Raw genomic sequence first — 21,834 nt, forward strand, 5'->3', positions numbered from 1 at the left:
GATAGAAAACCCCCAGCAGGATTACGAGAAATAATTACGAATAGTTACAATGCGATGCCTGGGGTGGTCACTGAAGCTCACCCGTTCGCGCAGCGTCTCGTAGAGAAGTGCGGGCTACGCCAACGCACTACAAGTCTGCAATCAACCTCGCCTTCCTCAAAAAGAATTGCAACACAGTCTCTTCTCTAGAAATAATATCAACTGTTCCCTCCATTCCCAATTGCAACGCACATAGGTGTTTGTCCCTACCTAGAGAAAGGCTTTCTGGCTCAATTGTTACCTCATAGAACGCACCAACATCTGTCATCTTTTGACTAGGAGATTTTGTGGCGGTGGCATTAGCAGCATTCCCTTGAGGTGCGATCGCATCTGGGGAAATTGTTTTAACCTTGCCTTTGAGAGTACCATAATCTGGATAAGGACAAGCAGAAACCCGCATTTGTACCTTTTGACCTTGTTTTAACTTATTTTTATCCTGAAGTGCTACTGCTGCCTTAATCTCCAAGGAAGCATCACTGGGAACAATTTGGGCAATTTCCTGTCCAGCAGGAACAGTTTGACCAGAGTTTCGCAGGTTTAATTTAGAAATAATCCCGTCTGCTGTGGCAGTAATTATAGTCTGACTGAGGTCGATATTTACTTGTTGGAGTTCGCGGGTGTCACGCTCTAGCTGTTTTTGGATTTCAATTCGTTGCTGAATTAAAGCTTGGCGTTCTTTATCTAAAGTAGCAATGCTGGCTTGACCTGTAGCTTTTTCTTGGGCAATGCGATTATAAGCGATCGCTATTTGTGCATTACTGGGATTGAGAGCAGTTTGGACATTTTGCAATTTGGCTTTAGCTGCTAAGAGTGCTTGTTCTTGCTGGCGAACAGCTAGTTGTGCTTCCTCAAATTGATCTTGAGACAAGGCTCCGGCTTTGGCTACAGTCTCATAACGATTTCGCTTTGATTGGGCTGCTTTCAAACTAGCATCCGCAGCTTTGACATTGGCATCCGCTTCTTTGACATCAGTAGCGGTAGTAATAAGTTTATCTTGATAGTTGCGGCTGCGATCGCTTAATTCAGCTTCAGCACCAGCAATAACCCGGTTGACGCGCTCAGTTTCAGCTAAAACCTGGCTATTAATAGCATTAATTTGGGCATTAATTTGCAAGAGTTGTAAACGACTTTGCCCAATATTACTTTGCAGTTGGCTCTTTTTGGTTTGTAGCTTCGAGTTGTCAATAGTAGCAATCACATCCCCTTTTTTGACAACTTGATTTTCTGCAACAAAAACCCGCGTCACCTGACCTTCCGTAGCAGCTTGCACCAGCCGCAATTCACCAGCAGGGCGGACAACAGCTTGTCCTTTAACTGTCACTTTATATTTGGTAACAGAGGCGAGGGGAACGCCTAACCCCACAGCACAGACAAGAACTAGTCCGCCCCAAGTAGTCCAACGGCCAAGTGGCGGGAGAAACTCGTTGTCTTGAATTGGGGGCAAGTAGTCTGAGTTGGAATGGCTAATCATGCTATTTTATTTACTGATAGTGCTGAATTTACCGTTAGAGTTAGAGGATTTAGGCACTAAACCATTTGTAAATGGATCAACGCTCTCTAAAAAGTCTAAGTGTTCACCAGGTTGATGGCGGAGAGCCTCTGGAGTGCCTTGGATTTTCAAACGCCCTTCTTCCAGCAGTACAATCCAATCAGCCCGTCCAATGACTTTGGGGCGATGGCTAATCATAATTGTGGTTTTGCCCAGGCGATGAGACAGCAGTCTATCTAGCAGTTGGGCTTCACTCACTGGGTCGAGAGCGCCAGTGGATTCATCTAAAATTAATATGGGTGGATCAGTAACTATAGCTCTAGCGATCGCTAATCTCTGTCGTTGTCCACCAGAAAGATTCGCGCCAAATTCGCCTAAAACAGTTTGATACTTATCGGGAAGTTTACTAATAAACTCATCTGCACCAGCAATCTCGCAAGCTTGCACAATTTGTTCAAAGGCTATTTGAGGATAGCTGAAGCGAAAGTTTTCAAGAATTGAGCGACTCCAGAAGTGAGGTTCTTGAGGTACTAGCACCACCTGTTGCCGCAGACATTCCATCGAGAGGTCTTGCTGATTATAGATGCCATAGCGGATATTGCCAGATTGCAGGAAATATAACCCAGCAAGCAGTTTGGCAAGGGTGCTTTTACCACACCCAGATTTCCCAATCAGGGCAACGACTTGACCACCAGGGATAATCAGCGAAAAATCTTCCAGCAAGTCAACTCTACCTGCATGGTGGAAATTAAGGTTGGTGCAAGTAATATCTGCATTGCCCTTAAGTTCTGCCCAAGGCTTTTTCTCGTCTTTTTCATCTTCTGGGGTAGCATCAATCACCTCCGTCAGGCGTTGGATGACAATCTGGGCTGTGATAAACTCATCAACTAAGCCGATGACTGAACCCAAAAAGCCGAGAAAGTTGCCACTCATACCACTAAACGCTAGCAACTGACCAATGGTCAAAGTGCGATTAATCACCAAGTAGGAGCCTAACCACAGTAAGGCAATACTAGTAAAAGTAGAAATAATATTAGTAATTGTGCCACTGTAAAGCCCCAGCTTCATCATACTCCAGCCCAAGTTAGCAAGCTTACCATAATTTGCCTGATACTCTTGCCAAGCTTGGGGAGTGGCTTGAGTAGTTTTTAGCACCTGGACACCGCGAAAAGTTTCAACGAGAAAGCCTTGGTTTTCTGTACCCAACACGATCGCATTCCGGGTTTTTTGACGCAAAGCAGGAAGAAAAAGCAGGTTTACAAGGGTGACAATTATAAAGGCAGCAAGGGAAGCCAAAGTCAGTCCCCAACTGTAAAAGAGCATGAAGCCCAAGGAAACCAAGGCGATAAAAAATTGGCTGGGTAAACCAAGGACAATTTGAGAAACTAGCTCATTGATGTGATCAACATCGGCAATCCGGCTGACTACTTCCCCACTGCGTCGTCCTTCAAAGTACGAGAGGGGCAAACGCAACAGTTGTCGTCCGTATTCTAGAATCAGTCCTAATTGCAGTCGTTGACCAAAGTGACCAATTAGGTGAGATTGTACCAAACCGATCGCACTGCTAAATAGACTCATAGCGATCGCTCCAATCGCCACCACGGTTAGCAGTTGGGTATCTCCCCGCACAAGTACGTCATCAGTGAGCAATTGCATCATTAAGGGAGAGACAAGGGAGAGCAGCCCGATGATGATGTTAATTGCGATCGCTTGAATCAGAATAGCGCGATAGGGCAAAACCCGCATCAGATAACGCCCAAAGCCGCCAATTTTATCATCTGATTGCTGATAAAAGCGGCTGTCGTCTGGCGTTAGCAGCAGCATGATGCCATTACCCCACCCTTCTAGCAACTCCTCGCGGGTGAGATAGCGGATGCCTACACCAGGGTCAGCAATTACATATTTTTTCCCCTTTTGCCCGTATAAAACGACCCAGTGATAGCCTTTCCAGTGAATGATGGCGGGTAGGGGGGCTTTATGCAATTGGTCAAGCAGTTGCACCGAGGCTTTAACTTGACGCGTATTAAATCCTAGAGTTTCTGCACCCCGCCTCAAACCCAGCAGGCTGGTTCCCCGCGATCCCGTACCAACTACTTCCCGTATTCGACTAATCGCAAAGGTGCGTCCGTAGTGTTTGGCAATAGTGGCTAGACTTGCAGCACCGCAGTCTTCTTCGCTGTGTTGAAGTACAGTTTGGTATTTCATCGTCAAAATTCAAGCCATCTAGCTTTGTTGGTTCTATATCTGTTGTTGATTTTTGGAAAGGTACGCTTCTTGCATCTTTCAGAACAATCAACAACAAATATGTTAAATCTCCTTTTATTGGAGAGAAGGCGATTAAGGGGAAAGTCTTGATCGCCGTTAATGTTCTACTGGTCTAATCAGCTTGTTTAATCAGACTCCTGAGCGTTTAGCTTCATGTGCTGCATCAGGAAGTGTAGTCAACTCTTATATTGCCAGTGACAAATACACGGTCTTTATCATCTCTAAAGTCGATTACGTATTTGCCTCCCCGTATGTTAGTCCATGTAGTGGTATCTTTACCAACACTAGCTAGCTTTCCATTTGAATTATTAGTGTTTACATTTCTAATAATTACACCGAAGGATTGGTTACTTCGTGCCGACTTGGTGTCGGTAATGAGTTTGATTGTTCCACCGGATCGCACATTGAACGATCGTGAGGTTAGGAACGTATCAAAATTAACAGTAGATTTGAAACTACCGCCTCCTTCAACAACAGCAGCGGCTTCGGGAGTTAATTCGGTGAATAGTTGTTCATGCTGATTGTCTTTCATCTTTTTTATCCTATTGAAGTGTTAATTCTTCTGTGTCGTTCCTTGAAGAACTGTAGTTTTAAAAATTGGTTGCGAAACTTCTTGTTTTGAACTTTTACCTATTACCCTCAGGGTGTTTGATCGGACTCTGAGCGTTTACTAAAAAAGCTATGTCAGGAGTAGTAAATTATTATGCTTGAAAGCATCTGCTCCCAACCAGCTTTACTGTCTAGAAACCAATCTTTAGAACAGTTACAGTCAAACTAGAACTAACCTACCCGTATAATCCCAGTCAATGAGTTGTCTGCAAGACCAAATGCTTTGGCATTAGCATACCTTCCTGGCTTCAGCGTCTTGGACTTACCCTTATACCCACTGTCTTGGTATATCTTCCATGTTCCTCTTACTACTATAATGGACGAAGTCCTGTTATTCCAACCGCTACCAACGAGGGCGTTGTCGAGGTTAGAATCACCACCATACAGTTCTGCATTGATTCCCAATTTTCCTCCTTTTAATCCAAAATTTTTCTCGTCATATAAAAACACATCTGGGTTACTCCCAGTGGTATAAAATTTAGGAGCTCCACCACTACAGGTAGCAGCAACCTCATCATCAAGTTCCATGACGGTAAGAGTTGCATCAAGTTGTTTGAAGTATTCTTGGGTGTTTAACATTGTTACTTTCCTTCATTTCCGATTGATGGTAATAGTGAATTAGTAATTAATTGTCTAACTCCACTTAAATATTCTGAGATTTAATCAATAAAATCAAGGGTTAAAAAGTGATTTTATTCACATAAGTCAATGACTTATGTTTTAATTTTTTGAAATAAAATATAATACGCTTGAGTTAAAGCTTGCTTCTCCTTAACCTTCATTAAAAAGAGGAAATTAAAGCAACCTTTTCCTTAATTTAAGATTAGTCTTGGTATAAGATCGAGGCATATTTCACCCCGAAAAACTAGGAACAGTTTGTAAAGCCTAACTTCTGACCATTCATCCGATAAGTATGAACTTTTGTAACTAGTTGCGGAATTCATAGACTTTTGATTCCGATAAGTAAGCAGAGGTTCGCAAAGAAGCTAAACGAACTTCCAAAGAGTGCAAGTTCTACCAAGGGGAATCGTTATGGAAAATCCAGGTCTTTGCTTAACACCCTTTCAGCGCAGATACCTACTGAAAAGCTTAGAAACCGACTTACGTGCAGAATACCGCCGTCGCATTGAAATTATGCTACTTTTCGATGCAGGTGAATCTCAGGCTCAAATTTGTGAAGCTTTGGGATGTTCTCAAGAGACTGCACGCTACTGGATTACGATCGCACAAACAGGACAAGCTCAAAAATGGAGCGATCGCTTGATGGGACGCCCTAAAACTGTGAATGAGCAATACCTCGCTCGCTTGAAAGAATTGGTAAGCCATAGTCCGCGCCTTGCTGGCTATTCATTTGAACGCTGGACAGCAGAATGGTTAAGTAAGCATTTGACAAAAGAATTGGGAATTAAGGTTAGCAGTTGTCACATTAACCGTTTGCTAAAGGAGATGGGGCTTTCCACCCGACCAAAAGGCAACACAACTAAGCAAGAAACCTTACACCAAAAAGATTTGGGTGTGGCTCTTATAAAAAGACAGTACTCTTTGAGAGGGTAAAAATTTAAGGCTTGTGATAAAAGACTTTGAAGCAATGTATTCTGGTAAAGAGACGGCTTTAAAAATCAAGCAGAATCAGAGAATAACCGAGACGTATAGTGAGTGATGCGTTACCTGAAACCCTTGTAGAGACGTTGCAATTACTAGTAGTCTCTCAAGAAATAATTGACGGATAGATTCCTTGTAGAGACGGCGATTTATCGCGTCTCTCTAAGATTTATCGCGTCTCTCTAAGATTTATCGCGTCTCTCTAAGATTTATCGCGTCTCTCTAAGATTTATCGTGTCTCTCTAAGATTTATCGCGTCTCTCTAAGATTTATCGTGTCTCTCTAAGATTTATCGTGTCTCTCTAAGATTTATCGCGTCTCTCTAAGATTTATCGCGTCTCTCTAAGATTTATCGCGTCTCTCTAAGATTTATCGCGTCTCTCTAAGATTTATCGCGTCTCTCTAAGATTTATCGCGTCTCCCTAACCGTCAAATTCATTTTGCTAGGTTTAAAGAAAATCGACGGGAATCCCGCCGATTTTCTTTGACACGCATGAGCATTGCTGTGCCCCTACAGAGTGGTATATTTACTTAAAAATAGCTGTTTGTTCTTTCGCTAAAGCTAATGCTTGTTGAGCATTTCTAAACTTTGTTTCATCTGTAAATTTATGACCAAAACACTTTAAATAAGCTTCCAGATATCGAATACGTAAGTATGGATCAGCCGGACTCTCAAGAAAGGGGAGGTCAGCTTCAACCATAAACCGGATAGCCAATAAGGGGATAGGGCTACGAAGTGGACGAAAGTTTGGGTTGTGCAGACCAGGGCTTTCATTACGTTTATGAAATTCTCCTATCATCAGTCCTGACTCAACAAACAAAGGTTTAAGTTTTTGTTGGACACCATCTACTACTTTAGGAGCATCTTCTATATGGATGTCAGGAAAGATAAGTAAAAAAGCTCTATTTATTGCTAATTCCTGCTCTTTAACTTCCATCTCAAGAAAGATATCTCGGTAGCGTCTAACAATTTCTTCTAATTGTTCTGGATACAAATCTTTTGTATGAATAACTGCCAGACGAATACTGTTGGACTTGAGAGAGTGAGGTACAAAAGGGCAAACTGCGCCAGGTCTTCCTAAGTTAGGATGAAGTCTTCCTAAAAAATTTTTCACCCACTCCATAATTTCAATCAAGTAAGGAAGGTCTTCATTTTGCTGGAGTTGTTCTATTTCAAGAGTTGTATAAAGTTCCATGAGCTTGAGTGAAACAAAATAATTGTTTAATTCTGAATCAAAAATCAGTTTTACAACATAGCAATCCGAATTTAAACCTGAGAAAATACGTAGAGAGAAAGTATGTATTTGTAGGTATTTCAGCGATTTGATTTCTCAGGAATGATTTAAGATGGCTATTTTCTCTGTCTGAAACTAATTATTATCTACGTAAAAAAACAAGCCTTGATATTTTTGGTATAGTTTTTCCTAATCAAATGAAGTACATCATAGCCTTCTCCTCGCTCGCGGGGAAGGGGTTCTTGCACCTTACTCAACTGAGAATCGCTATATATGGCTTGTAGTAGATAAAAATGCTCTAGTATTTTTGTGAATTTAAAAAAAATTAGTAAAAAAATATTCAAGTATATTTTTTTACCAAATAAGTTGTGTTCCTTTACTTTTGGTATTTTACCTAGAATATACATATATTATCCAGCAGATGCTCCTACTTTTTTTACACTCTCAAGTTTCTATTATTTTTAAGAATAAAAATATAAAGTTTATGTCTAAATAATTAGCTTTACTGTAAAAGTTTAATATTGGTTTAACAGTAACTATGCATTTAATATCAAGTTATTACGCTTTTTTAAAGTAAAATATCAAAAACTAAGTAAAATTTTATAAGCTGTATATTACTGAATATATAAATTAATTCCTAAATTAGAATGCATTAGAAAAGCAGCTAATACCACTCCAACAAGGACTTGATTAGACCTCTGTAAAAGACGTTTAGTAACTATTGGAAGTCGCTTATTTCTCAACAAATTCTTTCACCACTGCTATAGCATCAGGAGGAATCTGCGTCATTAAGCGAAATGGAAATGCCGCAGTCGAAGCAAATTGGGCATAATCTGATGTCATAAAAATAGCGTAGTTTTTAGCTTCTGGAGTCATTTGGAAAGCAAACGCCAAAGCTATAGCTTTAACGTACTTGCGAACATCTGCTGCTTGTTCACCCACAACTTCACCGCCACTAATTGGTGTATTTGGTTGTCCTATCTGATCCAAAGTCTTACTGGGGTCTTTTACACTCAGATGAGTACCGCCAACTATACCAACTAGCCATTTTGGGGATGGAATTTTGTCAAATCCCACAATCTGTTCAGTTAAAGCTGGGGTGGTTTTATCTGCGGAACCTGCTAACACTAGGGTAGGAACTTGCACCTTAGTTAACCCAGTTTCGCCAAACATTAGAGAAGTTGTAGGATTGAGAGCGATCGCCTGTTTGATTCTAGTATCCCGTAGTTGATAGGTATTTTCTGGCAGTTCTTGAGCGATGCACTGCATAGTTTCTCCCAAACTCAAGATAGTCAAATTCTTTTTACAGCGTTGTTTAAGACCTTCGAGTTGTAACTCGGCTCCAGCGAGTGCTAAAGCTGTACCACCACCAAAAGAATAGCCAATAACCATCGCTTTATTGGTTGCAAGTTTTCCTTGCAGGGGATGATTAGCCGTTTGGTTGAGCTTTTCTAATTCGTCGAGAACGAAACTAATATCTTGAGGGCGATTTAAAAACTCCTGAGGCTTCATAACTCTGGTTTTGCCTTGGAATGCTAAGTTAGTATTTGTCTCATTACTACCGGGATGTTCTAAAGCTGCTACTACATAACCGTAGGATGCTAAATGTTCTGCTAAGTAATGCAAGTCCGTGCGGACTGACATGAAGCCGTGAGAAAGGACAATTACGGGTTTGTCAAGAGTTGCAGCAGTTGACCAATAAACATCAACTGGAATTTTCCGGTCGCGCTTTTGGTCATTCAGGCTTAAGTTGAGTATTTTTACTTGAGCTATTCCTCGTTTGCTGGGATCAAAAGGGAAAGCAATCTGCGGTGTTCTCGGCTGTGGTGTTATGGGGTCTAGTTGGGGAGCAATGGCTAGCATAAATTGCTGGGTGCGCCAAAAAGCTGTATTCAAATTCCCTGCAACAACAAAAGCCTGTGGCAAATCAATTTCTAGGCGTTGACTGGGATAAGCCGCGATAAAACTCAGTATAGAAAGACCTTGCGGTGCAGTAGAACCTAATACCAATCCTGCTCTGAGTGCTTGCACACCAGCTTTATCCTTTCGGGCTAAGGCTGTAGCAAAGTCATTGAGAATAGTTGTACCAATCTGGGTATTAACTAACTTATTAACGGTGACAACATTCATCGGTATATTCATGCCCAGCGCCTCCAAGAAGAAGCGGCGTTGTTGTTTGGATAATCTTTTAGCGTAAGGCTGCAAACTCCCAGGCAATTCCCCAGTTTTTGCAGCCTTTTGCAACTCAGCAAGGGAGATGGTTTCTGTAAATAAACCCAAACGCACAACAACTGTATCAGCCGCAATGGCCGGAGTATTTGCTCCGAACTGTGTAAGTGCGATGCCTACGGCAGGCATTGCCAACGCGCCAAAGAAACCCGCAATTATCTTAAGACTTCCCCAACTTTTTCTCATAAATATTTATACCAAATGTTACTTACGGGAATATAACGGATATTTGTGTTTTTGACTACCCCAATAATTACCTAGAAATAAAACCAGATTTTTGGCTGAACTTGATAGCGATGTCTACGACGGGCTATGACGCTCGTTTGCGCTGCCGTACACTACCGCAACTCTACCAGACGCACTCGCCTTCGCTATTCGGCGTCGCGCTGATCTCCTCAAAGCATCTACTGATGCGAACAGAATTACATCAAAAACATCACAAAAGTAACGAATTGTAGAATTGATCACAGCTAAAAAAATTGAGCATAAATCAGTGTTCACAGCCACAAAAACCTGATTGCTTCTCAGCTAGGTTTAATACTGTAAAGGAGCTACTAGAACAGGAGAAGCGATGCCTGCGGCGGTAAACTACGCATCTACAATCTGAATTTTTTGTGGGCTGATATTTTGACTGCAATGTTTTTGACAGCAAAGTTTAACCGACCACTTAATGTTTTGTTTTTGCCTTTTAAAACGTGTTCCAGAGGTGTTGCTGGGGGATAGTGTTACTGCTTTAGCCACACTGTCATTACCCATCAAGTTCTACCAGCCACATCAACAATTTCTCTTGGCTTTATGCATCACAGACTCCGCTATATTTTGATTTTGCTGCTCTCCCTGAGTATTATTATACTGTGGTGGCCTGTGAATAATTCTGATTGCAATTCCGAGGCTTTTCTTGCTTCAAAAACTACAAAGTTCCAAGTACATGCTACTAAGGTTATAGTTCAGCCGTGGCGTGGTCGTCACCATGTATATGGAATTTTTATGATTCCTGATAAATACAAAAAAGCTCCATTTTTTATATTAACAGTAAAAGGGGCTGGCAGTTACTGTTCAAAACAATTTGGTCAGATAAAAAACTATAATGATATCTTTGCTGAACCAGGAACTTATCTGGTGAGGAACTTTATTAGAACTCGAACGGCTCTGCGGTTGATTCTCCAAGGTTTGTACTTTCAAATCAATGATAAAAAGAATTGGACGTTGACTTTCACTCTAGCTATTTATCGTTGACTTGAATCAGTTCCCTAAACAATAGCCTTGCTCAAAGCTAGTTTTGATGTCGCAAAAGCAGGTTTTGAAGTCGCAAAGCTTTATCTCATGTAGAGACGGGATAAATTGCGTCTAAAAAATTCACACGTTAGAGGATGTTTGAAAAGTATTTCTCTGTAACTTTAGGCACTTTTGATCCCCCCTAACCCCTGATAAATTGGGGGAATCAAAGTCCCCCAATTCATCGGAGAGCCAGTGCGGTCTTGGGGGTTTCCCCCATGAGCAACTGGCGTGGATTTAGGGGGATCTAAAACTTTTGATACCGACGACTTTTCAAACATCCTCTTAGAGAGATGCGATAAATCGCCGTCAAGACAAAGAATGTACTCGTCAATTATTCCTTGACAGACTACTAACTAATAGTAACAACAGCTACCATCGCATAGGCTAGAGGGAGATGAGACGAAGCACAATAAAAATTTATTTTTATAACTGAAAATTTTATTTTATTTATGTGTTAAGTAGCTTTCAGGATGTTATCTGTATAATCTATCATTCAGTCTAAATTATCGAATGTATAATTTATCATTCAGTCTAATTGATTATTGACCTCTGTTACTTATTGATTGGTTGAAATTTTGGGATTAGGGCATCTATTTTTAAGACATAACATATCACTCACTTAGTAGTTTTTTATTAACAAAATTGGATAATTTATGTAGGCATACTCTATCCTAGACATTGCCTGAACTTGTGCTTCAAAAATCATGAGCCATTATATGAATAGTTAGCACATTGATGGCACTCTCTATGTCTGAAGACTTATTAAACTCCTTTCAAGAAGCATACAGCAATCTCGAACTGTTTCCGTTGATGGAACGGAACGAAATGGAAAGATTTCGAGTCGAATATGGTGATGATTTGATTGCAGACCTAAACCAATTAGTCGAAGATAGTCCTAATGGAGATGGCAAAATTGTCTTTACAGGACATCGAGGATGTGGTAAGTCTACTTTGTTAGCTGAATTTAGCCGACAAATTCAAGATAAATATTTTGTAGTTCTGTTTTCTATTGCCGATAAAATTGAAATGTCGGCTGTTAATCATATTAATATACTGTTTGCGATCGCAGTTAATTTAATGACTGAGGCAGAAGCCCGCCGAGTTGATATTCCGCAATCTACTAAAGAAGCACTTTATAGGTGGTTTGCTACCCGCACTCGCACTGAAGAATCAAATTTGCAAGCAGAAGCTAGTATAGGTTTTGACCTCTTAAAGTTAATTAGTTCTAAATTAAAAGCTGATGCTAGCGTTCGGGACGAAATTAAGCAAGAGTTTGAACGCAAGTTATCAGATTTAGTTGCCAGAATTAACGAAATAGCTGCTTTAATTCAAGCTGCAACTAAACAAAACGTTTTAGTAATTATTGATGATTTAGATAAACTTGATTTAGGCAGAGTTAATGAAATTTACCGAGATAACATTAAAGCTCTTTGTCAACCTAACTTTCAAATTATTTACACTATCCCAATCGCAGTGCTTCGGGAAACATTTATCAGCACAATAATTGCCACTGAAACCAACGATCAAGTTGTGGCAATGCCTGTGTTAAAAATTTTTGATAAAGGTAAAAATCGCTTCCCCAATGCTCAACCCCGCCCGGAAGCAACAAAGATTCTCGGTGAAGTTTTACAAAAGCGGATTTCTAGTGATTTAATCACGGCAGAAACTGCTGAAAAAATCGTGATTTACAGTGGTGGCGTATTGCGAGAGTTAATTCGGATTTCTAAGGAATGTTGCCGCATTTGTTTGCGAATGATCCGGCGGAATCCTTCAGCCGAAGTTATCATTGATGATAAAATTCTCCTGCAAGCAATCAATAAAATCCGCAATGATTTTTCTATACGTTTAGGCAAGGTTGATATAGATATTTTACAGAGTGTTTATGAACAATTTATGCCCAATGACCCTAAACAAGCAGAGTTTTTGGATTTACTACATGGTCTGTATGTTCTAGAATATCGCACCGATGAAACTTGGTACGATGTTCATCCAATTATTATCGAAAGCTTGAAAAGAAAGGGAGCGATTAATGTTAAATGAAGAATTCTTAGATGAAGAAGGAGAAAATCAAGATGCCTATGATGATTTAATTGTTTCTATTGAAGCTCAAAAACGGGGATTAAATTTACTAATTGCGGTTTGCGATGATGCTAACTTTCGTGATGAGATTATTGCCCAGTATGAAGCCGAACTACAACCTACTTTACGCGCATATCGAGTGACTTTAGCACGTCAGGAACCGAGCCTAAAAGCTGCTCTTAACCAACTGTTACAACAAGAAGAATATCTTCGTCAGCAAAACCCGGCGGTGATTACTGTGACGGGTGCTGAACAACTTTATTTTCTCAGATTAGGAAATGAGCAATCGGAACAGGAGAAATTTTTTGGTTACTTACAATGGACAAGAGAAGGATTGCGCGAGTTTCCGTTTGCGATCGTGCTTTGGGTAACTAATCAAATATTAGTCAATCTGATTAAAAAAGCTCCAGATTTTTGGAGTTGGCGCAACGGTGTATTTCGGTTTGAATCCAAAAAAACGAATACTATCCCTGGCAAAGAACTAGAACATATCCGCTTTGTTTTTAGAGACACAGAATTAGCTAGCACAGATACTAATGAAAATAATCCCTTTTTCTTACCTATCCAAGATTTACAAAAGCTAATCGAGAAGGTAGAACAAGAAAGGGGAACTAAAGATCCTACCTTGGCTACCTTATATTCAAGCTTAGGTGATATTTACCGCAGCAGATTAGATAAGGGTGAATCTCAGAATTATCAAGAAGAACAAGAACTAGCAATAAAGTACTGGCGTCAGGCGATTGAGTTACAAAATGAATCAGGTTCGCAGATAGATTTAGCTACTAGCCTCGACAATTTAGCAGGAATTTATCGTGCAACAGGAAACTACAGCGAAGCCGAACCATTATATCAACAAGCTTTAGAATTGAGGAGACGCCTGCTAGGAAAGAATCATCCTTCTTTTGCTACTAGCCTGAATAATTTGGCAGGACTCTACAAATCTACTGGGCAATATACTAAAGCGGAAATTTTATATCAAGAAGCTTTGGAACTGAGGAAACGCCTGTTAGGAGAAAACCATGCCGATGTTGCCGCCAGTCTCAACAATTTGGCATTACTATATGATGAAGAAGGACGTTATGAAGAAGCAGAACCTCTGTATCTGCAATCATTAGAACTCGAAAAACGTTTAGTTGGCGAAAATGATCTTTCTTTGGCTCTTATACTGAATAATTTAGCGCTACTTTATTATCATCAAGGACGTTACACTGAAGCTGAACCGTTGTCGCTACAAGCAATAGAACTAGATAAACGATTTTTGGGAGAAGAGAATCCCGATGTTGCAACAGATTTGCACAATTTAGGTTTAATATACCGCGCTCAAGGACGCTACGATCAAGCGGAATCTTTGTTTTTGGAATCGTTGGAACTCAAGGAACGTTTATTGCAAAAAACGCATCCGCTTTTAGCAGATACTATCTATGCTCTTGGTTATATGTACAGAGAACAAGGGCGTTACAATGAAGCGGAACCTTTATGTATCAAAGCCTTAGAACTTGATAAGCACCTATTGGGAGAAAATCATCCCAATGTTGCTGAAAGTCTGAATAATCTGGCAGAAATTTATCGTGAAACTGGACGTTATGCTGAAGCCAAACCGCTTTATTTGCAAGCTTTAGATATTTGTGAGCGAGTCTGGGGTGTTGAGCATATTCGTAGTGTGGCTGTTCGGGAGAATTTAGAAAAACTTGCGGTGGCAATGCGGGAGAATTAAACCAATTCGCAATTCGCAATGACGCTCGTTCCTCGCTAACGCTACCTTATATCTTGCACCTGGAAACTTGGATGTTAATTCCATGACTAAGTGCCAAGTCTCTCAGGCGTTCAATGTCTTGTAAAAGAAGTAACAGTACTAATTTTGGAAATATAGTTTGGAATGCAATTTCTGCGGCTTGTCCCCAATTCGGTAAATTTGTAGATGCGAATGCCTTTTGGGCACGATCCGCGAAGGTTGTAGATAAGTAAGCCCAATGCGCCAAGATATAGGAGATGAGGGACAGTATCAACCAACGGTAAACACCTAAAAGTGTTCCTTGTCCAAAACGGTGCAAGCCAAAACGGTGTTTTGCAGTTTTAAACCAACCCTCTATCTGCCATCGTCGTTTACCCCACCAAGAAATAGTGCTGGCTTTGAGAGCTTTGGTAGAAAGGACAAATCGTTTTTCATACTTGCCATCATCACGTTTAAAATAGTACCAGGAGACATAAACAGGAAACTTTAAGCCCCGAAGGTGCAGTTGTTGTCCGCGCTTATGCAGTTGAGAAACGCTGTATCCCGAAGTTAATTTTCGGGTACAAGCGATGCCAGCAATTACGTGATATTTCAGCTTTCGCACACCATGTAGAAATTCCACACTGCCAAAAGCTGTATCTACAAGAATCATCACCTGGAAGTGCTTGGTTAATTTTTTAGGTAAACATTTGACTAACTTTAATCCCAACTGTGCAGGAGAAGAAGTACCTTTTCCTCTCCATACACGAAAACTCCAAGGTACTCTCCACTGACCAACAACCAAATACACCACAACCAAATGCAAGCCTCGTTTTCCGTTGTAGACGCGGATTAAAACAATTCGCAATTCGCAATTCGCAATTCGCAATTACGTTTTGGGACGGGGATTTAAACCCCGACCCAAAACAGGCTGCCTGTCTTGCTGGGGACTTAAACCCCCAAAGTTCGTTAAATCTTTAAATTGCGGAAATTTTCCACATTTCTCTAAAGTTGTCAGGTCAATGATGACTTGCAGAAATGGTTTTCGTCCTTTTGGGCAGTGAGACAAAATCTCCTGAATGATACGAGCGCGAGTAGTGCGAATTACACTACGGGTTGACCAATCATAAATATTGAGAAATCGGCTTAAAGCACTAGCAGACTTAGTTTTAGAGTGTTCTGGTAAAGGATGTCCTTGTGCCTCTAAGAACAATCCTAACATTGCTTCTAAATTCTGTTGCTGATGTATAGAGGGCATTAACGACAGCAGAGTGTAAACTAGCCCTTGTCCCGCGCCTAAGAATTGAGATCATTTTTCTTACTTTGATATATGCTTTTCACGCCCTTTTTTCTCATATTTCTGCGCTTTTGTGCAAATCCAGCTACTGTCTCAAGTTAGCGATCGCCTGCTCCTAAGTAATTTACTTATTACACGCATTTGTATAGTTATATAAATTACTTTTTAATACTTGAATTCCTTCTCACTTCTGGAGTCACTTTTTTACGCTCCTATTTGTGTATTAGTGGTTTATCCCGAGAGATGCAAGATATAAGCTAGCCAAAACAGAGTATATCAAGATGCAAATTGAGTCAGAATTAGCTTATCAGCAATTTTTAACGGATCATAACCTACCTGATAGCGCTGGTTTCAAAAGACTGCTACTGGATGATTAGCCTAACTAAAAGATCCCCGACTTCTCAAAGAAGTCGGGGATCTGAATAATCTGCGATCGCTATACTAACGAACCGCGACAAAACCAGCTTGCTCAATTGCCCTTTGTCCCTCATCAGTTAATAAAAGATTGGTGTATGCATTTCCAATCTGCTGTTCTGTATCTTTATTCTGCTTAATAATCACAAACAAGTTAGCAAGCATGGGATAGCTACCATCTTTTATAGCCTGAGTATTTAGCTGGTTGCGCTGACGTAGACATTGCTCAGGTGTCACCAGAGGTTCGCGGTAGGGGGCAATTAGCTGACCAGAAGTGCTACCCAATGGCAAAGCTTTCACACTACATTGAGGTAATACTGAACGGGCAGAAGCGTAATAGACACTACCAGGAGTTTTACTGAGTTGGCGCACTGCCTCTGTAGTAGAGTAGACATACTGCACATTAGAGCCAAATGCTTGCCCTTTCAAGTTGCTATTACTAGAGAATATTACTGTATCTGCGTCCTCTGGTCGTTGAGACAAAGGTGTAATGGCTAGATTTGGCCCACCGACTTGATTCCAGTTAGTAATTTTCCCTAAATAAATTTGCTGTAATTGATCAACAGTTAAACCAGGCACATTCAGTGATGGGTTGACTACCACTGCTATCCCATCCCTACCCACCTGACGTTGTTCAAGGGTAAAGCCTCGCTCTTTTGCGATCGCTTGTTCTTCGTCTGTCAGGGGACGGGAGGATTGAGCAAAGTCGAGTTTCCCATCAAGCAACATCCGAATGCCGGAGCTAGAACCAGGACTACCACTAACAGGGTTTACATAGCGTAATTGTAATTCGGGGCGATCGCTCTGAATCTGAGAATCCACCAATTGCCGGATAGATGCCCAAGCTGTACTGCCTCCGTAGTTGAATGAAGCATTGGGGACATCAGCAACTGTCTGAAAAGTTGATGCATTACTAGAAAGGCTGTTTACATTTTGATTAGAGGAATTAACGCTGTTGCGAGACAATAAATTCGGCTTCAGTAACCACCAAAGCAGTCCGCCAATAACCATAAGTGTCAGCACTTTCCCAATAATCAAACCTCTCAGAAAGAGGCCAATTTCACCGTTAATTAAAGATTTTCTTTGATTTGTATTGTCCATATCTTTAAATGTTGTTTATTATATTTATCCTACAGGAATCTATAAATATTTAGGTTAAAAACAAATCTGCAATAAGCCAGTAAATAGCGAATTTTATCATTGCTGGTAAATGATTAAGTCTATCTCATGTATTAAGGCTCAATTTCCTCTTTGGTAGTCTTTGCAATGGTGGAATTGCTTTTATAGACTCCTCTGTTAGCTACTAATTTAGCTACTTGGCGATTGACCTTAATATTAGTGAACCCTGGCTCAAGCAATTTTTCTCTAAAATTATTTAATTGAGTAGGTTGGTTTGGAGGTGATGTACTTGTATTAATAAATGTATAGATTAAAACTAGTACTATTAAACTAGTGATAGCACCAAGCCCTATTCCTAGAAGCAAAAGAAAATTTTTATAACTTAGAAAATAGATATCATCACTGTTTTGGTTTATGCCAGTAGAGTGTAAGGACTCTGACAACGCCACATCAGAATTAAGCGCTTGCAAAGCTTCTGCGGCAGATTGATAACGCTGGTTATAGCGATCGCAAACCATCGTATCTAAAATATTTGCCAAAGCATCGCTTACCTGTGCCTTATCGCGCCAGAGAATTGCTCCACTATTAGGATCTTCTTGTAGTTGTTCAGGCATTAAACCCGTCAAAGCTTGAATGCCAATCATCCCTACTGCATAGATATCGCTGCAAAGTTTTGGCTTTCCTTTAGCCTGTTCGCTTGGCATATAGCCAGGAGTTCCAACAGAAATTGTTAAGCCTGCTCCTAAAGCACCAATTTTCTTAATACTTCCAAAGTCAATTAGCACAATTTTCTGATCGGAGTGCCGCCGCATTAAATTTTGGGGTTTAATATCCCGATGAATAATGTTATTTTGGTGGACGAAGGACAGAACTTCCAGGATGTCTTTTAATAAATTTAAGACTGTATTTTCGCTAAGAGGCTGACCTGGTACAATTTCTTGAGTCAATGCATGACCGTCAATAAATTCCTGAACTAAATAGAAATCCCCATCTTCATTAAAATGGGCAAATAGTCTAGGAATTTGGTCGTGGTTGTTGCCTAGCTGGTATAAAACTTCCGCTTCCCGATCAAATAGGCTTTTAGCGATGGGTAGAACAGCAGGATTGGTATCTTTTGGGTGGAAATGTTTAACAACACAATTGGGTCGTCCTGGTAAATCTAGGTCTATGGCTAAGTAGGTATCACCAGAACCCCCGCTTCCTAAGTGTTTGACAATCTCAAAGCGATTCCGAAGTGTTTTTCTAGCCAGAGAGTATTCATGTCTTTTACGTCTAGCACCTGATAACAAGTAAGTATTACCAGATCCTCCGCTTTCCAGCAGTTTGACTGTTTCAAAGCGACTTCGGAGTTTTTTTCTAACTAGAGGGTTCTGGCTCATGTGGCGTATACTACTCGTTAATTTACTGACCATTCAGAGCTTGGGTGAGGTTATGAATACCTGCCGCTACATTTGTTAAGATTTTGGGCTGTCAGCTTCTCAAACTACCTATGCTTTTGAGCAATTTTATGATTAGCCGCTTGATTGGTTTATTTCATACCTTTATGGGTATCTTAATATAAAAATTTGTTTTTGTAATAGTTACTATAATTTTATCACTTAAGTAAATTTAACACTAGCCCACAGTAGTTATAACTGTTGGCAGACGACAACATTCAGGAGTCAGGAGATTTATTTGAAATCTTGAGACTGATTGCTGACAAAACCTGTAACAGTGGCTTTTTTTTAACGACGAACCACAGAGGCGCAGAGAACACAGAGAGAAAAAAAAGCTTAACTGAACTGTGTTGGATTTTAGGGTAGTTAGCTGCAAGGGTAGCATTCTATTAATGAAAAAAGCCCCCACTAGGGGGCTTATTAAGTTGTCCGCGTGGAATGAACAACTAATAATTAATACTCACAGTAAATACAGTAATCCGAACAAAATAATCCAAATTACGTCAACGAAGTGCCAGTAAATTTCGGCTGCTTCAATGCCAAAGTGCTTTTCGTTACTGTAGTGACCCGGAACGCGCGATCGCCACAACACGGCAACAATTGCCAAAACGCCGATGGTAACGTGCAATCCGTGGAAACCAGTCAAAACGTAAAATGAACTGGCAAATAAATTGGTAGTTAAACCAAATTCTAAATGGGTATATTCATATACTTGACCTATCAAGAAAATAGCACCCATCACAGCAGTAATTGCTAACCAGATTCGCGCACCCCGTGCATCGTTCTTTTTAATAGCAGTATCGGCATTGTGCATGACAAAACTACTAGAAATTAGATTGATGGTGTTGACTCCGGGTAACAATAGTTCTAATTCTGGAGTACCTGCTGGCGGCCATACAGGCAAGGTAGCACGGAAAGCCAAATAGGCTCCGAACAATCCCATAAAAATCATCCCTTCAGCAATCAGGAAGACAACTAGCCCAAACAGGCGATGGTCTGGATGTTCTTCGTGATGGCCGACAGACGCTTCCGCCGCGTGGTGATGATTCAGGTCGGTTTTAGCTGGGTCAATAGTTTGACTTTGCATGAATTTTTATAAGTGGGGAATGGGGAGTTAAAAGTTAGGAGTTATGAGTTAGGAGTTAGGAGTTAGGAGTTAGGAATTGTTATAACTCATAACTCTTCACTCCTAACTCATAACTCTATTTCCGGTCTTCGGGATTGGCAGCAACTGCTGGATCGGGTTCTGCTCTTAATACTGAGTTTGGCCCGCCAGATAAGACTGGATTGGGATCAGACAAAGGTACATCTTCGTTAGCTCTTTCCAAACCGTAGTCGTAGGGGCCTGTAGCCAGTACTGGAGTTTGATCAAAATTCTCGATCGCAGGTGGTGATGTCGTCATCCACTCTAAGGTCAATGCTCTCCAGGGATTATTACCAGCTTTCTCGCCGTAAAACCAACTCCAAATGGCATTGATGATGAAGGGGAATGTCGAAATTGCCAGTATATAAGAACCATACGTGCAGATTTCGTTCAGCGTGGTGAATTTGGGGTCATATTGGGCAATACGGCGATTCATGCCCATTAAACCCAGTTTGTGCATGGGTAAGAAGGTCATGTTTAAACCCACAATGGTCAAGGCAAAGTGAACCTTACCCCAAAATTCGTTTATCATCCGTCCCGTAATTTTCGGGAACCAATGGTAAATGCCTGCAAAAATCCCCAGTACGCTACCGCCAAATAGGACGTAGTGCAAGTGAGCTACCACAAAATAAGTATCGTGAACGTGAATATCAAAGGGCACTGCTGCCAACATCACGCCACTGATCCCGCCGATTACAAAAGTGCCAACAAAGCCGATGGCGAACAGCATGGCGCTGTTAAGCTGGATTTTTCCACCCCACATGGTGGCTAACCAGCTGAAAATTTTAATTCCTGTGGGTACGGCAATGATCATGGTGGTGATCATAAAGAACATCCGCAACCAACCGGGGATACCACTGGTAAACATGTGGTGCGCCCAAACAATTAGCCCCAAAAAGCTGATTGCAAGAGACGAATAAGCGATCGCTTTATAGCCAAAAATCGGCTTGCGGGAATGCACGGGGATAATTTCTGAAATTGCGCCAAAGAAGGGCAAAATCATGATGTAAACCGCCGGGTGGGAGTAAAACCAGAACATGTGCTGGTATACTACTGGGTCGCCACCGCCAGTTGGGTTAAAAAATGTTGTCCCGGCAATTAAGTCAAAGGAAAGCAAAATCAGACCGGCTGCCAGGACTGGGGTTGATACCAAAACTAGCGCCGAAGTAGCAAACATTGCCCAGCAGAACAAGGGCATTTGATGAACGCCCATACCGGGGATACGCATCTTCAGCAATGTTACTAAGAAATTTATCGCCCCCAAAATAGACGATGTACCCAGCAGCAAGACACTCATAATCCAAATGCCTTGCCCCACTTGTCCTGTTACCAAACTCAGGGGAGGGTAGGAAGTCCAACCTGCATCCGGTGCATCGCCTACCGCTAAACTGGCAATCAGCAATATACCCGCAGGGGGGATCATCCAAAAGGCAACAGCATTCAGCCGAGGAAATGCCATATCTTTTGCCCCAATCATCAGGGGAATTAGATAGTTAGCAAACCCTGCCCCTGTTGGCACGATCCACAAGAAAATCATGATCGTGGCGTGCAGTGTAAACAGACTGTTGTAGACTTCGGGGGTAACAAAATCTACCTCTGGAGTTCGCAGTTCAGTACGAACCAAGTCAGCCATTACACCGCCAATGCAGTAGAAAATAAACGAAGTGACTAGGTATTGAATCCCAATCACCTTATGGTCGGTTTGAAAGCCAAAGAAGTCTTGCCATTTTCTGTCCCCTGGTTCCTCACTAAGGGCGGGGATATTGGCAGTTTCTTGCAACTGAGCTTGTGTCATAGTCGTTAGTTATCTTTTGTCATTTGTCCTTTGTCAGTTGTCCTTTGTCATTTGTCATTTTTTAGACCAATGACCAATGACTAATGACCAATG

The 21,834-nt window shown here is 41.1% G+C and carries 14 protein-coding genes and 2 pseudogenes; 4 read left to right on the forward strand and 12 right to left on the reverse strand.

Features of this window, described 5'->3' with window-relative positions:
• Positions 1 to 127: 127 nt before the first annotated feature.
• The 4 genes from D1367_RS11545 to D1367_RS11560 all read right to left on the reverse strand — a co-directional run bounded on the left by D1367_RS11545 (position 128) and on the right by D1367_RS11560 (position 4,981).
• The gene (locus D1367_RS11545) at positions 128 to 1,510 is read right to left on the reverse strand and encodes an HlyD family secretion protein (protein WP_118166589.1); all 1,383 of its coding nucleotides are present in this window, start codon (positions 1,508 to 1,510) and stop codon (positions 128 to 130) included.
• Between the two features lie 6 nt (positions 1,511 to 1,516).
• Entirely contained in the window at positions 1,517 to 3,733 is a 2,217-nt protein-coding gene (locus D1367_RS11550; RefSeq protein ID WP_118166590.1) for a peptidase domain-containing ABC transporter, read from the reverse strand.
• A gap of 223 nt (positions 3,734 to 3,956) precedes the next feature.
• The gene (locus tag D1367_RS11555) at positions 3,957 to 4,325 is read right to left on the reverse strand and encodes a hypothetical protein (RefSeq protein ID WP_118166591.1); all 369 of its coding nucleotides are present in this window, start codon (positions 4,323 to 4,325) and stop codon (positions 3,957 to 3,959) included.
• Between the two features lie 248 nt (positions 4,326 to 4,573).
• The gene (locus D1367_RS11560) at positions 4,574 to 4,981 is read right to left on the reverse strand and encodes a beta/gamma crystallin-related protein (protein WP_118166592.1); all 408 of its coding nucleotides are present in this window, start codon (positions 4,979 to 4,981) and stop codon (positions 4,574 to 4,576) included.
• 453 nt (positions 4,982 to 5,434) lie between these two features.
• On the opposite strand from D1367_RS11560, the gene D1367_RS11565 reads away from it, so the two are divergent.
• Positions 5,435 to 5,956, forward strand: coding sequence for a helix-turn-helix domain-containing protein (locus D1367_RS11565; protein WP_118166593.1), 522 nt, complete (start codon positions 5,435 to 5,437; stop codon positions 5,954 to 5,956).
• Positions 5,957 to 6,531: 575 nt separating this feature from the next.
• Here D1367_RS11565 and D1367_RS11570 read toward each other — a convergent pair.
• Together D1367_RS11570 and D1367_RS11580 are read right to left on the reverse strand one after the other, a co-directional pair.
• On the reverse strand, positions 6,532 to 7,200 hold the full coding sequence (locus D1367_RS11570; RefSeq protein ID WP_118166594.1) for a DUF6875 domain-containing protein: 669 nt from the start codon (positions 7,198 to 7,200) through the stop codon (positions 6,532 to 6,534).
• Positions 7,201 to 7,971: 771 nt separating this feature from the next.
• Positions 7,972 to 9,654, reverse strand: a complete 1,683-nt coding sequence (locus D1367_RS11580; protein WP_118166596.1) for an alpha/beta hydrolase — start codon at positions 9,652 to 9,654, stop codon at positions 7,972 to 7,974.
• Positions 9,655 to 10,263: 609 nt separating this feature from the next.
• Between D1367_RS11580 and D1367_RS11585 the strand changes: the two genes are divergently transcribed.
• The 3 genes from D1367_RS11585 to D1367_RS11595 all read left to right on the forward strand — a co-directional run bounded on the left by D1367_RS11585 (position 10,264) and on the right by D1367_RS11595 (position 14,539).
• Positions 10,264 to 10,704: a hypothetical protein gene (locus D1367_RS11585; protein ID WP_118166597.1), complete on the forward strand. Its 441-nt coding sequence runs from the start codon at positions 10,264 to 10,266 to the stop codon at positions 10,702 to 10,704.
• A 789-nt stretch (positions 10,705 to 11,493) separates the two neighbouring features.
• Positions 11,494 to 12,786: an ATP-binding protein gene (locus tag D1367_RS11590; protein WP_118166598.1), complete on the forward strand. Its 1,293-nt coding sequence runs from the start codon at positions 11,494 to 11,496 to the stop codon at positions 12,784 to 12,786.
• A complete protein-coding gene (locus tag D1367_RS11595; RefSeq protein WP_118166599.1) occupies positions 12,776 to 14,539 on the forward strand; it encodes a tetratricopeptide repeat protein in 1,764 nt (587 codons plus the stop codon). The genes D1367_RS11590 and D1367_RS11595 overlap by 11 nt, the downstream gene beginning before the upstream one ends.
• A 100-nt stretch (positions 14,540 to 14,639) precedes the next feature.
• On the opposite strand, the pseudogene D1367_RS11600 reads toward D1367_RS11595, so the two are convergent.
• The 6 genes and pseudogenes from D1367_RS11600 to ctaD all read right to left on the reverse strand — a co-directional run.
• Positions 14,640 to 15,392, reverse strand: a pseudogene (locus D1367_RS11600) (transposase); the annotation flags it as partial.
• A gap of 117 nt (positions 15,393 to 15,509) precedes the next feature.
• A pseudogene (locus D1367_RS11605) lies at positions 15,510 to 15,836 on the reverse strand (IS701 family transposase); the annotation flags it as partial.
• 438 nt (positions 15,837 to 16,274) lie between these two features.
• Positions 16,275 to 17,348, reverse strand: coding sequence for a PstS family phosphate ABC transporter substrate-binding protein (locus tag D1367_RS11615; protein ID WP_118166600.1), 1,074 nt, complete (start codon positions 17,346 to 17,348; stop codon positions 16,275 to 16,277).
• A 131-nt stretch (positions 17,349 to 17,479) separates the two neighbouring features.
• A complete protein-coding gene (locus D1367_RS11620; protein ID WP_228674546.1) occupies positions 17,480 to 18,745 on the reverse strand; it encodes a serine/threonine-protein kinase in 1,266 nt (421 codons plus the stop codon).
• Between the two features lie 517 nt (positions 18,746 to 19,262).
• Positions 19,263 to 19,889, reverse strand: coding sequence for a cytochrome c oxidase subunit 3 (locus D1367_RS11625; protein ID WP_118166602.1), 627 nt, complete (start codon positions 19,887 to 19,889; stop codon positions 19,263 to 19,265).
• 115 nt (positions 19,890 to 20,004) lie between these two features.
• A complete protein-coding gene (ctaD, locus tag D1367_RS11630) occupies positions 20,005 to 21,741 on the reverse strand; it encodes a cytochrome c oxidase subunit I (RefSeq protein ID WP_118166603.1) in 1,737 nt (578 codons plus the stop codon).
• Positions 21,742 to 21,834 lie beyond the last annotated feature (93 nt).

The organism is Nostoc sphaeroides (genome assembly GCF_003443655.1).
Lineage (GTDB): Bacteria > Cyanobacteriota > Cyanobacteriia > Cyanobacteriales > Nostocaceae > Nostoc > Nostoc sphaeroides.

Bases quoted from the DNA above. Each gene is read 5' to 3' on its own strand.
- D1367_RS11545 (WP_118166589.1), bottom strand. From the start codon at position 1,510: ATGATTAGCCATTCCAACTCAGACTACTTGCCCCCAATTCAAGACAAC.
- D1367_RS11550 (WP_118166590.1), bottom strand. From the start codon at position 3,733: ATGAAATACCAAACTGTACTTCAACACAGCGAAGAAGACTGCGGTGCT.
- D1367_RS11555 (WP_118166591.1), bottom strand. From the start codon at position 4,325: ATGAAAGACAATCAGCATGAACAACTATTCACCGAATTAACTCCCGAA.
- D1367_RS11560 (WP_118166592.1), bottom strand. From the start codon at position 4,981: ATGTTAAACACCCAAGAATACTTCAAACAACTTGATGCAACTCTTACC.
- D1367_RS11565 (WP_118166593.1), top strand. From the start codon at position 5,435: ATGGAAAATCCAGGTCTTTGCTTAACACCCTTTCAGCGCAGATACCTA.
- D1367_RS11570 (WP_118166594.1), bottom strand. From the start codon at position 7,200: ATGGAACTTTATACAACTCTTGAAATAGAACAACTCCAGCAAAATGAA.
- D1367_RS11580 (WP_118166596.1), bottom strand. From the start codon at position 9,654: ATGAGAAAAAGTTGGGGAAGTCTTAAGATAATTGCGGGTTTCTTTGGC.
- D1367_RS11585 (WP_118166597.1), top strand. From the start codon at position 10,264: ATGCATCACAGACTCCGCTATATTTTGATTTTGCTGCTCTCCCTGAGT.
- D1367_RS11590 (WP_118166598.1), top strand. From the start codon at position 11,494: ATGTCTGAAGACTTATTAAACTCCTTTCAAGAAGCATACAGCAATCTC.
- D1367_RS11595 (WP_118166599.1), top strand. From the start codon at position 12,776: ATGTTAAATGAAGAATTCTTAGATGAAGAAGGAGAAAATCAAGATGCC.
- D1367_RS11615 (WP_118166600.1), bottom strand. From the start codon at position 17,348: ATGGACAATACAAATCAAAGAAAATCTTTAATTAACGGTGAAATTGGC.
- D1367_RS11620 (WP_228674546.1), bottom strand. From the start codon at position 18,745: ATGAGCCAGAACCCTCTAGTTAGAAAAAAACTCCGAAGTCGCTTTGAA.
- D1367_RS11625 (WP_118166602.1), bottom strand. From the start codon at position 19,889: ATGCAAAGTCAAACTATTGACCCAGCTAAAACCGACCTGAATCATCAC.
- ctaD (WP_118166603.1), bottom strand. From the start codon at position 21,741: ATGACACAAGCTCAGTTGCAAGAAACTGCCAATATCCCCGCCCTTAGT.